This window comes from Williamsia muralis, assembly GCF_051487485.1.
Taxonomy (GTDB): Bacteria; Actinomycetota; Actinomycetes; order Mycobacteriales; family Mycobacteriaceae; genus Williamsia; species Williamsia muralis_B.
Genome location: NZ_JAHVCV010000003.1, coordinates 207,975 through 220,126, shown reverse-complemented (window position 1 = coordinate 220,126; position 12,152 = coordinate 207,975). Strand labels below are relative to the sequence as shown.

Below are 12,152 nucleotides of genomic sequence, written 5' to 3'. Positions count from 1 at the left end.
TTCTCAGACCGGCCCGTGAGCCGAGTTCTTCTCGAGTAATTGTGCTGACTGCGAGGTCAATCGTCGTCGCTGCTGCGAATTCTGCGCCGGACGGACAACACTTCGACCTCAGGCCGCTGCATGACCAGATCTTCACTGGCATCGAGTATTTCACCGATGTGCCGGGAATCGGTGGCAACTGCCGCGACCCCGATCCGCGCCCTGCGGTGCAGATCGTGGTCGTCGACCTCGGCGACCGAGACTCGCAGACGCGCCAGTGATGCGACGATGGGTCGCACCACTGAGCGCTTCTGCTTCAGGGACCGGACGTCTCCGAGCAGTAGGTCGATCTCCAGGGAGCCGACAAACATGACGTCCTGGTCCGGGATTACTCCCGGGCCTTCTCCCGCAACTCGTAGGTCTCGATGACGTCGTCGACCTTGATGTCCGTCGCCGACGTCATTCGCGTGCCTTCTCCCGCAACTCATAGGTCTCGATGACGTCGTCGACCTTGATGTCGTTGAATGTGATCGTGAGACCGCATTCGTAGCCGTCGCGGACCTCGGTGACATCGTCCTTCTCGCGCTTGAGTGAGGAGATGGTGAGGTTCTCGGCAACCACGACGTTGTCGCGCAGCAGACGTGCCTTGGCGTTCCGGCGCATGATGCCCGATGTGACCAGACAACCCGCGATGTTGCCGACCTTCGACGAACGGAAGATCGCACGGATGTCGGCCCGACCCAGTTCGACCTCTTCGTAGATCGGCTTGAGCATGCCCTTGAGCGCGCTCTGGATCTCGTCGATGGCCTGGTAGATCACCGAGTAGTACCGGATGTCGACACCCTCGCGGTTCGCGAGTTCGGTCGCCTTGCCCTCGGCACGGACGTTGAACCCGATGATGATCGCGTTCGATGCCGACGCCAGGTTCACGTTGGTCTCGGTGACGCCACCGACACCGCGGTCGATGACCCGCAACTGCACCTCGTCGTCGATCTCGATACCGAGCAGCGCCTCTTCGAGCGCTTCCACGGTTCCCGAGTTGTCACCCTTGAGGATCAGGTTCAGCTGCGAAGTCTCCTTCAGAGCCGAATCGAGATCTTCGAGGCTGATCCGCTTGCGGCTGCGTGCGGCCAGCGCATTGCGCTTGCGCGCATTGCGGCGATCGGCGATCTGGCGGGCGATGCGGTCCTCGTCGACGACCAGCAGGTTGTCGCCTGCACCGGGCACCGAGGTGAAACCGATGACCTGGACCGGGCGCGACGGGAGAGCCGCCGTGACATCGGCGCCGTGCTCGTCGACCATCCGTCGGACACGTCCGTAGGCGTCTCCGGCGACGATTGAGTCGCCGACCTTGAGCGTTCCGCGCTGCACGAGCACGGTTGCCACCGGGCCGCGGCCGCGGTCGAGGTGGGCCTCGATGGCCACACCCTGCGCGTCCATGTCCGGGTTCGCCCGCAGGTCGAGTGAGGCATCCGCGGTCAACAGAACTGCTTCGAGCAGCGCGTCGATGTTGGTGCCCTGCTTGGCGGAGATGTCGACGAACATGGTGTCGCCGCCGAAGTCCTCGGCAACCAGACCGTATTCGGTGAGCTGAGCCCGGATCTTCTGCGGATCAGCACCTTCCTTGTCGATCTTGTTGACCGCCACGACAATCGGCACGTCGGCCGCTTGTGCGTGGTTGATCGCCTCGACCGTCTGCGGCATGACACCGTCGTCGGCCGCGACCACGAGGATCGCGATGTCGGTGGCCTTGGCACCACGGGCACGCATGGCGGTGAACGCCTCGTGACCCGGGGTGTCGATGAAGGTGACCAGACGCTCGTTGCCGTCCAGTTCGGTGAGGACCTGGTAGGCACCGATGTGCTGGGTGATGCCGCCGGCCTCGCCTTCGCGGACCTTCTCGTTACGGATCGTGTCGAGCAGTCGCGTCTTACCGTGGTCGACGTGACCCATGACGGTCACCACCGGCGGACGTTGCTCGAGATCTTCCTCGCCACCGGCATCTTCGCCGTAGGTGAGGTCGAAGGAGTCGAGCAGCTCGCGATCTTCGTCTTCAGGACTGACGACCTGCACGACGTAGTTCATCTCGCCGCCGAGCAGCTCGAGCGTCTCGTCGTTCACCGATTCGGTGGCCGTGACCATCTCACCGAGATTGAAGAGCGCCTGCACCAGTGCTGCCGGGTTCGCGTCGATCTTGTCGGCGAAGTCGGACAACGATGCACCGCGAGCAAGGCGAATGGTCTCGCCGTTGCCACGTGGCAACCGCACGCCGCCGACTGCGGGAGCCTGCATGCTCTCGTACTCGGCGCGTTTCGCCCGCTTCGACTTGCGACCACGACGGACTGCACCGCCGGGGCGACCGAAGGCACCGGCTGCGCCGCCGCCGCGTCCACGACCGCCACCACCCGGGCGTCCGCGGAACCCACCGGGAGGACCACCGGGAGCACCTGTCGGGGCTCCGCCGCCACCGCCGCCGGGACCGCCGCGGTATCCACCGCCGCCGCCACCGGGACCGCCGCGGGCACCACTGGCACCGCCGGGTCCGCCACGTGCGCCACCGGGACCGCCGCGTGCTCCGCCGGGTCCGCCCGGACCGCCTGGGCGGGCCGAACGTGCCGGCATGGCACCGGGATTGGGGCGAGGAGGCATGCTGCCGGGGCTGGGACGGGGACCGCCCTGACCCGGTGCGGGGCGTCCGCCCGTCGCGCCGCCGGGTGCGGGGCGCTGGCCGCCGCCGGGGCGGGGACCGCCCGCGCCGGGTGCCGGACGTGGTGCCGGACGCTCGACCGGAGCGGCCGTCGAATAAGGGTTGTTACCGACCCGCGGCGCACGCGGACCGGGCTTGGGGCCCGGAGCGGCCGGCCGTGCGGCCGGAGCCGGACGGGAAGGAGCCGCAGGCGGGGTCGCGGAGGCTGCCGATGCTGCGGGAGCCTGAGGAGCCGCCGGTGCCGGACGCTGGGGAGCGGGCCGGTTCTGCGGGGCCGGAGTTGCCGCCGGGGGCGCCGGGGGTGCTGCCGGTGCCGCCTTGGCTGCGGGAGCCGCCGGGCGCGGGGCGCCGGGCTTTGCGCCGGTCGACGGCGCGGCCGGAGCCGAACCGCTCGGTGCCGGCGCCGAAGGAGCCGGGGTGCGCGCGGCACCCGGCTTGGCCGCAGATGGTTTTGCTGCCGGGGCGCTGCCTCCGGCGTTTGATGACGGTGCTCCACCGTTGGCGGCGGGAGCGTCCTTCCCGGGGAAGGACTGGCGAAGTCGCCGGGCCACGGGGGCCTCTACGGTCGACGACGCTGATTTGACGAACTCGCCTTGTTCGCTGAGTCGGGCGAGTACTTCTTTACTCGTCACGCCCAGTTCTTTGGCCAATTCGTGCACGCGGGCCTTGCCTGCCACTGCTCTCCTCACTTGGAGGTCGAGCGGCATTGCCCGCTACGACCTCGGTCTACGTCCGAAACGTGCTCATCGCAAGAACTTCACGGTGTGCTCATGTCTTCTGCTACCTGTCCTTAGTGGCCGACTGCTGCCGGCCTCTCTGTGTGGCTACCGACTCGATCTCTCGGGTCAGTAGATCGGCGTCGACGGTCAACCCGCCGAGCCGAAATGCCCTTGCGAAGGCTCTGCGCTGCACCGCCGTCACCAGACATACCGGTTCGGGATGCAGCCAGGCTCCTCGCCCTGGCATGGTCTTTCGATGGTCGATCACAACAGCCGGGAGACCGTCGTCGGTGCAGACGACCAGCCGAACGAGTTCGGCGGCCGGGCGACACTGTCGACATCCGACGCAGGTACGCATCGGAATTTTCTCGCGGTGGGGCGAAGGATCACTGTGGACCACCGCAAAGTCTACCGTCCTGGGCACTGCAGATGCCAATGCCACCCTTTCCGGCGAGTTTTCGGTCAGCTCGCACCCGCCGCCGACTCGACGTGGTCGGGATCGGGCTGGGCGTCGCTGCGGATGTCGATACGCCATCCGGTGAGCCTCGCCGCGAGCCGCGCATTCTGCCCTTCCTTGCCGATGGCCAGCGACAACTGGTAATCGGGAACCACGACACGCGCCGCCTTGGCAGCCAGATCGACCACCGTGACCGAGATGACCTTCGACGGCGAGAGCGCGTTGCCGACGAACACCGCGGGATCGTTGTCGTAGTCGATGATGTCGATCTTCTCTCCGGCCAGTTCGCTCATCACGTTGCGGACCCGCTGCCCCATCGGTCCGATGCAGGCGCCCTTGGCGTTGAGCCCGGCGACCCCGGTGTGCACCGCGATCTTCGATCGATGCCCGGCCTCGCGGGCCACGGCGACGATCTCCACCGACCCGTCTTCGATTTCCGGGACCTCGAGCGAGAAGAGTTTGCGGACCAGGTTCGGATGGGTGCGGGACAGCGTGATCTGGAGTCCACGCGCTCCGCGGGTGACGCCCACCACATAACACTTGATCCTCTCGCCGTGCACGTACTTCTCTCCCGGTACCTGTTCAGCCGGCGGCAGCACACCTTCTTGACCCGTTGCCTCGCTGCCGATCCGCACGACCACCATGCCGCGTGCGTTCGCCCGGGCGTCCTGCTGGACCACGCCGCCGACGATCTCGCCCTCGTGGGTGGAGAACTCGCCGAAGTTCTTGTCGTGCTCGGCATCTCGGAGACGCTGCAAGATGACCTGGCGTGCGGTGGTCGCCGCGATCCGCCCGAATCCCTCGGGTGTGTCGTCCCATTCGGAGATGACGTTGCCGTCCTCGTCACGTTCCTGGGCCATCACCCGCACCTGACCCGACTTGCGGTCCACGTCGATGTACGCGTGGGGCGCGAATCCGTCGGTGTGGCGGTACGCGGTCAGCAGAGCCGACTGGATGGTCTCGATGACGGTGTCGATCGAGATGCCCTTCTCGGCCTCGATCATTCTCAACGCTGCGATATCGATATTCATTTGTTCCCTTTCCGTCTTGCCTCGATCTGTTCGGGATCGAGGCCGCACTTCTCTAGTTCCGCAGGGGACGGTTCACCGAAGTCCACCTGTACGAACGCCTTGCGTACCGCCGCCAGCTCGATTTGCCGGGTGGTCAGTCCCCGGCCGGACTTGATGACCACCGACACGCTGTTCTCGTCGTCTGCCAGTCGCCCCACCCGCCCGGCGACCCGCTCGGGCGGCTCGCCGACGAGGTCGACCACAACCTTGCGGCCGGCGGCGCGTCGCCAATGACGCGCTGCCGTGAGCGGGCGGTCCACGCCCGGCGATGTCACTTCCAACACATAGGTGTCGAATGCGGCAACCGGGTCGGCCGACGTCGTGTCGCCGACGGAGTCGTCGGATGCGGCCGGAGCGTCGAGCACTTCGGAGATGGATCTGCTCAGGGCGGCCAGTTCGTCGAGTGTGGCGCCACCGTCGCGGTCGACGACCACCTTGACCACGTTTTCCGCACCGGAGGCGGACACCGTCAGTTCCTCGACGTCGTAGCCGTTCTGAGCGGCGATCGGCTCGAGCAGTGCGCTGATCCGGTCGTGGTCGATTGCCCCGGGCATCGGCGTCTCCTCCATGTGCAGTTGTCGGTTCCCAGCATGTCGAGCGGTCCATAGTCGGCCGCATGCCTTCGCATCGGCGATGCGGCGTGTGGCCATCAGCTTAACGCCCCGCGGACACCATTTCGCCCACCTGCTCGGTCGGCAGGGCACACGACCCACCGCGAACCGGCAGAGTCTTCCCTTGCCCAGCGCGACTGGCACTATGTGAACCTGTGACGGTCAGTGACGTACGAAACTCGATGGACGGGGTGAGGTCCGTGGAATCCTCTGGCTCCACCGGCTGGAGCCCCACGCGACGGGTTTTTCTGCGATCGACAGTTGTGTTGTCGGCGGGTGCGGCCGCGGTGGCGACGGTGGCTGCATGTGGTGACAGCGCGGAGGTCACCGCGAAACAAAAGCTCGCCGACCAGCTACTCCCCCAGGTCGCCTCGGCGAACGCCGATGCAACCGCCGCGACGGCAGCGGTGGCGACCAATCCCGACCGGGCCGCCGCACTGACCGTGATCGCGCAGGAGCGCAGCACGCATGCGCGGGCGCTGACCGACGAGATCACCCGTCTCGACAGCGGACGCGCGGACAGCGCATCGAGTTCCGCGGCGCCGAGTCCGAACCCGCCGGCCCCACCCACGATTGATCAGTTGCGTGCACAGCTGACCGCCTCCGCCCGGTCCGCCGGTGACCTGGCGGTGCAGACCCAGGGGTACGTCGCCGGCCTCCTCGGGTCGATCAGCGCCGGCACCACAACAGCTGTGGCGGTGCAACTCTCGTGACCGTGACCACCGACGCCCTCGCTGCGACCCTGGATGCGGAGAACGCGACGATCTTCACCTACGGGGTGGTGGCGGCGTACGCGGCCGCGGCCCGCGCACAGACCATCGCCGAGTTCACCGCCGAACATCGATCACGCCGAGAAGAGTTGACCGCGGCTCTCACCACCGCCGCGACGGAGGTGCCGGAGGCAGCACCCGGCTACGACCTGCCGCAGCCGATCACCGACCCGGTTTCTGCCCTCACCGTCGCGCTGTCCACCGAAGAGGACTGCACGATCGCCTACCGCGCCCTGCTGGAACGCGCCGAGGACGCCGCCGTACGCAGCCTGGCGCTGGGTGGATTGACCGACAGCGCCCGTCGGGCTGCGACATGGCGTCTGGCGCTTCGGATCTCGCCGTCGACCGTCGCGTTGCCCGGCAGCACGATCTGACTCAGCGGCCTGCGAGCAACGTCTCGACCGCCGCCTCGGAATCGACCTCGGTGGCCTCGCCGGTGAAACGATCCCGGATCTCCACCGTGCCGTTCGCCCAGCCACGACCGACCACCACGACCACCGGCATGCCCAGCAGTTCGGCGTCCTTGAACTTCACTCCGGGCGACGCCTTGCGGTCGTCGATCAACACCGACATTCCGGCTGCGTCGAGGTCGGCGGCCAGACCCTGCGCCCCGGTCCACGCCTGCTCGTCCTTGTTCGCGATCACGAGGTGGATGTCGAAGGGCGCCACCGACTTCGGCCACCGCAGACCCTTCTCGTCGTGGTGTTGCTCGGCGATCACGGCGACCATCCGGGACACGCCTACCCCGTAGGAACCCTGGATGAGCCGTACGGGCTTGCCGTTCTCGCCGAGGACGTCCACATCAAATGCGTCGGTGTACTTGGTACCGAGCTGGAAGATGTGGCCGATCTCGATCCCCCGGGCGGTCACCAGGGTGCCCAGGCCGTCGGGGGACGGATCCCCGTCGCGCACCTCGGCGGCCTCGATCGTGCCGTCGGGCACGAAGTCCCGGCCGACCACCAGGTCCACCACGTGCTTGCCCGGCTCGTTCGCCCCGGTGATCCACGCGGTGCCGTCGACGATCCTGGGGTCGACCAGATAGCGCACACCGTTGTCCTGCAGGGCCTTCGGGCCGATGTATCCGCGGACCAGGAAGGCGTTGGCAGCAAAATCGGCGTCTGTGATGAGTTCGGGCGCAGCAGGTTCCACAGCGGCTTCGAGCCGCTTCATGTCGACTTCGCGATCCCCGGGCACACCCACCGCGAGCAATTCGGTCGTGCCGTCGGGATGGCGCAGCTTCACGACCACGTTCTTGAGCGTGTCCGCCGCGGTGAAACCGCGATCGGGGAATGTCTCCTGGGCCCATGCCACGAGAGTGTCGATGGTCGGGGTGTTGCCGGTGTCGTGCACGCTCGCGTCGGGCAGGCCCTCGATGGGTCGCGCCGGCGGTGCCGGGGTGATGACCGCCTCGACGTTGGCCGCATATCCGGATTCGGGGCTGCGGACATAGGTGTCCTCGCCGACCTCGCTCTCGGCGAGGAACTCCTCGGACGCGCTGCCCCCCATCGCGCCGGACGTGGCGGCCACGATGACGTACTTGACCTGGAGCCTGCGGAAGATCGCCTGATACGCCTCTCGGTGGGCGTCGTAGGACGCCTTCGATCCGTCGGTGTCCAGGTCGAAGGAATACGAGTCCTTCATGATGAACTCGCGGCCGCGCAGGATGCCCGCACGGGGGCGTTCTTCATCTCGATACTTGGTTTGGATCTGGTACAGCGTGACCGGGAGGTCTTTGTAGGACGAGTACTCCCCCTTCACCAGCTGCGCGAACAGCTCCTCGTGTGTCGGTCCGAGCAGCATGTCGGCGCCCTTGCGGTCCTTGAGCCGGAAGAGGGCGTCGCCGTATTCGGTCCAGCGGCCGGTGACCTCGTACGGGTCCCGCGGCAGCAGCGCGGGCAGAGAGATCTCCTGGCCTCCGATGTTGTCCATCTCTTCGCGCACCACGGTCTCCACCTTGCGCAGCACCTTCAGGCCCAGGGGCAGCCAGCTGTACACGCCTGGGGCGACCCGACGGACGTAACCGCCGCGGACCAGCAGCCGGTGGCTGGGTACCTCGGCGTCGGCTGGGTCGTCGCGCAGCGTGCGCAGGAACAGGGTCGACATGCGTGTGATCACGGTGTCACCTTAACGGGGTCTGGGCGCCTTCCCAGCGGTGCCCGGTCGCGGCTGCGCGGTCGGCGATACGGTGTTGCACTGTGCTGATCGTGTTACCCCCCTCGGAGACCAAGGCCGGAGGTGGCCGCGGCGCTCCACTGGACCTGGACGCGTTGTCGTTGCCCACCCTGACACCCATCCGCCGTAAGCTGGCCGAGGCCATCGTGTCCCTCGCCGACGACCACGACGCAAGCCGCAAGGCACTGGGCCTGGGGGCGTCGGCAACACCCGAGATCGAGCGGAACGCCCAGTTGTGGACGAGTCCGACACGTCCGGCGATCGAGCGGTACACCGGTGTGTTGTTCGACGCACTCGACTACCCGTCGCTGACCCGGGCAGGCAAGAACAAGGCAATCGACCGTCTCGCTGTCGGCTCGGCACTGTTCGGCGTCGTGCGCGCGGGCGACCTGATCCCGGCGTACCGACTGTCCGCGGGGTCGAAGATTCCGGGGTTCAGAACCCTGGCGGCCGAATGGAAACCCGCGCTCCCCGAAGCTCTGGCCGCGTTGGGCGAGGACGTGGTCATCGACCTGCGGTCGGGTGGTTACCAGCAACTGGGTCCGGTCCCCGACGCCATCACGGTGACCGTGCTGACCGAAGGCACCGACGGCACACGCACCGTTGTCAGCCACTTCAACAAGCACCACAAGGGTGTCGTGGCCCGCTCGCTGATCCGGTCTCGCAAACAGGTACGCGACATCAACTCGCTGGCGGCAATCGTCGCAGACGGGGGTCAGCGAGCCGAGGTGGCCTCGGAGCGGGAGCTGATCGTCCTCACCGACTGACCGGTGGTCTCAGGGTCAGGCAGTCAGTTCGTTGGGGTCGATATCGGTGTGAGCGGCCTCCTGAGCCGCTTGCCCCTCTGCGACGTCCTCGGGTGTGAAACGCATGAACATCACCACCACACCGGCAAGGACGGCGATCGCGGCGCAGCAGACGAACGCCAGCCCATAACCGCTTGCGAGCGCGTCGAGCTGGCCGGCGTCCATCTCTTCCACCGGCCCGGTCACCCCGCCCTCGGACAATGTCCGCGAGGTCACCATCGCCCCGACTGCGACCAGGGCAATCGCTCCCCCGAGGTTCTGGGCCACCTGCGCGAGCGCGGTCAGCGGTCCGATCTCCGTGGGCCCAACCCCGGCGACCACAGACAGCGTCAGCGGGATCACCGCCATTCCCACGCCGGCACCGATCACGATCACCGGAATGAAGATGTGCGGCATGTAGGCGGGAGCATCGCGGGCGATCGCGGCAGCGTAGGCGCAGCCCGCGACCACCACCGAACCGCCGGCGATCACCAACCATCGCGGCTGGAAACGCAACGACAGTTTGGATGCGACGGCCGCCGCGATCCCGAGACCGAACGCGAACGGCACCACGGCCATGCCGCTCTGGATCGGTGAGTACTTGAGAATGCCCTGCAGATACAGCGAGATGAAGACCGCCATGCACATGATGATGGCGCCTGCCAAGAGAATCGCGACCAGCGCTGCGACACGGCTGTGGTTGGCGAACAGACTGAACGGCAGGATGGGGTTGTCGGCATGACGCTCGACCATCACAAAAGCGATCAGCGTACAGATCCCCAAGATGAGCGGGACCACGACGATCGGACGTAACCAGCCTCCGGGCCCTTCGTTCACCGCCAGCACCACCAGGGAACAGCCGGCGGTGCCGAGTACGGCACCCCGGACGTCGAGCGGCAGTCGCTCACCCTGTGATTCCTGGAGGACAAAGATGGCGCCTATCGCGACCAGCAGCCCGATCGGGACGTTGATCAGGAACACCAACCGCCAGGACAGCTCGGTGAGCACGCCTCCTGCGATCAGACCTGCCACCGAACCGATCCCGGTCATCGCGGCGTAGACCGCAAACGCCTGGTTGCGGGGTTTGCCCGGCGCGAATGTGGTTGCCACCAGGGCCATCGCGGTGGGCGCGGCCACCGCCGCCGAAGCGCCTTGCAGTCCGCGCCCGATGATCAAGCTGAACGGATCCCAGGCGAGTCCGCAGAGCAGAGAGGTGACGGTGAAGGCCGCCACACCCCCGACGAACATCCGCTTGCGTCCGAAGGTGTCGCCGAGCCTTCCGCCGAGCAGCATGAGACCACCGAACGCGAGCACGTACGCGGTGATGATCCAGGCTCCGGCGCTGTCGGAGAGCTCCAACGCTGTCTGTATGCGGGGCAGAGCCAGGGCGGCGACCGTGCCGTCGAGCACCACGAGCAGCTGCATACCGCCCAGCACGACGATCTGCGGGCCCCACACGCGGGTCTGTCCGACGTCAGCAGACATGCGTGTCGATGAGGTCATGGGCATCGACGGTACCGCCGCCTGGTCGCCATTTCACAATCAAGCTTGTCACGGTCCGGTCGCGGGAGTCCCGGTGCTGCCGGTTTCGGCGTCGAACCCGGCGACCGGACCGATCACCACGATCGCGGGCGGGCGAACGTTCTGCGAGCGTGCGTCCGCAGCCGCCGCAGCAAGCGTCGAGCGCACGACCCGCTGGCTGCTGAGTGTGGCGTTCTCGATGATCGCGACGGGCGTCGCCTCGTCGCGGCCGCCTTCCAGGAGCGCCGCGGTGAACACGTCGAGTCGCTCGACGGCCATCATCAGCACGATGGTGCCGCGCATCTTCGCCAGCGCAGGCCATTCGACGAGGGAGTCGGGGTGATCGGGCGGGATGTGACCGGAGACCACCACCACTTCGTGGGTCATCCCCCGGTGCGTCACCGGGATGCCTGCGGCCGACGGACCGGCGATGGCGCTGGTGATCCCGGGGACCACCGTCACCGGTACACCCGCGGCCACACACGCCGCGAGTTCTTCGAATCCGCGGCCGTAGACGTACGGATCCCCGCCCTTGAAGCGGACCACGAACTTGCCAGCCTTGGCGCGGTCGATGAGGACCTCGTTGATCGACTCCTGCTTCATCGCCCGCCCGTAGGGGACCTTCGCGGCATCGATGATCTCCACGTGCGGCCCCAGCTCGGCGAGCAGCGCCGGCGGCGCGAGGCGATCGGCGACGACCACATCGGCAGCGGCGAGCAACCGCCGGCCACGCACCGTGATCAGATCCGGGTCACCCGGGCCACCTCCGACGAGCGCCACCCCGGGCGGCTGTGAACCATGTGCCGCCGCCTCCAGACCGGCAGCGCCCAACTCCCCGCCGCCCAGCGCCTGACCGATCGCGGTCCGGACCGCGGCAGACCGTCGATGGTCCCCACCGGCCAGCACACCGATGCTCAGATGGTCGTGCCGCAACGAGGCAGGGGTCACGGCGGTACCGTGCCGCGCATCGTCGGCGCGAACACAGAAGATGCGCCGTGATTCGGCCTCGGCCACCACCGCGGCGTTGACCTCGGGGTCGTCGGTGCACGCGAGCGCATACCAGGCATCTGCGAGATCGCCGTCGCGGTACTCCCTCAGCGACAACGTGATGCCCGGAAACGACTCGACGGTCGGGGTTGCCTCGGGGGCGATGACGTGAATGTCCGCGCCGCTGTCGGCGAGGGTGCCCAATCGTCTCTGCACCACCGAACCCGCACCGATGATCACCACCCGACGTCCGGACAAACTGAGCCCCACCAGGTAGTGATCGGCCTGCTGGCCTTCGAGTTCCTTGTCCGACATGCGATAAACCGTACCCAGCGCACTTCGTGTGCACGGTCGGCACCTAGGGCGTCGCGCTC

11 protein-coding genes are annotated in these 12,152 nt (G+C 67.3%); 3 read left to right on the top strand and 8 right to left on the bottom strand.

What is annotated here, in order from left to right:
* Window positions 1–56: 56 nt before the first annotated feature.
* The 5 genes from KXR83_RS09390 to rimP form a co-directional block, all read right to left on the bottom strand.
* The gene (locus KXR83_RS09390) at window positions 57–350 is read right to left on the bottom strand and encodes a DUF503 domain-containing protein (protein ID WP_030163524.1); all 294 of its coding nucleotides are present in this window, start codon (window positions 348–350) and stop codon (window positions 57–59) included.
* A gap of 88 nt (window positions 351–438) precedes the next feature.
* Window positions 439–3,363 (bottom strand): translation initiation factor IF-2, encoded by a 2,925-nt coding sequence (gene infB, locus KXR83_RS09385; protein WP_437424617.1) that lies wholly within the window; start codon window positions 3,361–3,363, stop codon window positions 439–441.
* Between the two features lie 103 nt (window positions 3,364–3,466).
* Window positions 3,467–3,763 carry a YlxR family protein gene (locus KXR83_RS09380; protein WP_437424616.1) on the bottom strand — a complete coding sequence of 99 codons (297 nt, stop codon included), beginning with the start codon at window positions 3,761–3,763 and terminating at the stop codon, window positions 3,467–3,469.
* Between the two features lie 104 nt (window positions 3,764–3,867).
* Window positions 3,868–4,893: a transcription termination factor NusA gene (gene nusA / locus KXR83_RS09375; RefSeq protein ID WP_062797817.1), complete on the bottom strand. Its 1,026-nt coding sequence runs from the start codon at window positions 4,891–4,893 to the stop codon at window positions 3,868–3,870.
* Complete coding sequence (gene rimP, locus KXR83_RS09370; RefSeq protein WP_437424615.1) at window positions 4,890–5,486, bottom strand: ribosome maturation factor RimP; 597 nt, start codon at window positions 5,484–5,486, stop codon at window positions 4,890–4,892. The genes nusA and rimP overlap by 4 nt, the downstream gene beginning before the upstream one ends.
* 257 nt (window positions 5,487–5,743) lie before the next feature.
* On the opposite strand from rimP, the gene KXR83_RS09365 reads away from it, so the two are divergent.
* Both KXR83_RS09365 and KXR83_RS09360 read left to right on the top strand, forming a co-directional pair.
* Window positions 5,744–6,256 (top strand): hypothetical protein, encoded by a 513-nt coding sequence (locus KXR83_RS09365; protein WP_437424614.1) that lies wholly within the window; start codon window positions 5,744–5,746, stop codon window positions 6,254–6,256.
* A 2-nt stretch (window positions 6,257–6,258) separates the two neighbouring features.
* Window positions 6,259–6,687 carry a ferritin-like domain-containing protein gene (locus KXR83_RS09360; protein WP_437424613.1) on the top strand — a complete coding sequence of 143 codons (429 nt, stop codon included), beginning with the start codon at window positions 6,259–6,261 and terminating at the stop codon, window positions 6,685–6,687.
* 1 nt (window position 6,688) lies between these two features.
* Here the strand turns inward: KXR83_RS09360 and KXR83_RS09355 are convergent, their stop codons facing one another.
* Window positions 6,689–8,428, bottom strand: coding sequence for a proline--tRNA ligase (locus tag KXR83_RS09355; RefSeq protein WP_437424612.1), 1,740 nt, complete (start codon window positions 8,426–8,428; stop codon window positions 6,689–6,691).
* An 80-nt stretch (window positions 8,429–8,508) separates the two neighbouring features.
* On the opposite strand from KXR83_RS09355, the gene yaaA reads away from it, so the two are divergent.
* Window positions 8,509–9,252, top strand: a complete 744-nt coding sequence (yaaA, locus tag KXR83_RS09350) for a peroxide stress protein YaaA (RefSeq protein ID WP_437424611.1) — start codon at window positions 8,509–8,511, stop codon at window positions 9,250–9,252.
* Between the two features lie 15 nt (window positions 9,253–9,267).
* Here the strand turns inward: yaaA and KXR83_RS09345 are convergent, their stop codons facing one another.
* A complete protein-coding gene (locus KXR83_RS09345; protein ID WP_437424610.1) occupies window positions 9,268–10,773 on the bottom strand; it encodes an MFS transporter in 1,506 nt (501 codons plus the stop codon).
* 48 nt (window positions 10,774–10,821) lie between these two features.
* Window positions 10,822–12,093: a uroporphyrinogen-III C-methyltransferase gene (gene cobA, locus KXR83_RS09340; RefSeq protein WP_437424609.1), complete on the bottom strand. Its 1,272-nt coding sequence runs from the start codon at window positions 12,091–12,093 to the stop codon at window positions 10,822–10,824.
* Between the last annotated feature and the right edge of the window lie 59 nt (window positions 12,094–12,152).

Excerpts from the sequence above, each read along its gene's own strand:
- KXR83_RS09390 (WP_030163524.1), bottom strand. The coding sequence starts at position 350 with ATGTTTGTCGGCTCCCTGGAGATCGACCTACTGCTCGGAGACGTCCGG.
- KXR83_RS09380 (WP_437424616.1), bottom strand. The coding sequence starts at position 3,763 with ATGCGTACCTGCGTCGGATGTCGACAGTGTCGCCCGGCCGCCGAACTC.
- nusA (WP_062797817.1), bottom strand. The coding sequence starts at position 4,893 with ATGAATATCGATATCGCAGCGTTGAGAATGATCGAGGCCGAGAAGGGC.
- rimP (WP_437424615.1), bottom strand. The coding sequence starts at position 5,486 with ATGCCCGGGGCAATCGACCACGACCGGATCAGCGCACTGCTCGAGCCG.
- KXR83_RS09345 (WP_437424610.1), bottom strand. The coding sequence starts at position 10,773 with ATGACCTCATCGACACGCATGTCTGCTGACGTCGGACAGACCCGCGTG.
- cobA (WP_437424609.1), bottom strand. The coding sequence starts at position 12,093 with ATGTCGGACAAGGAACTCGAAGGCCAGCAGGCCGATCACTACCTGGTG.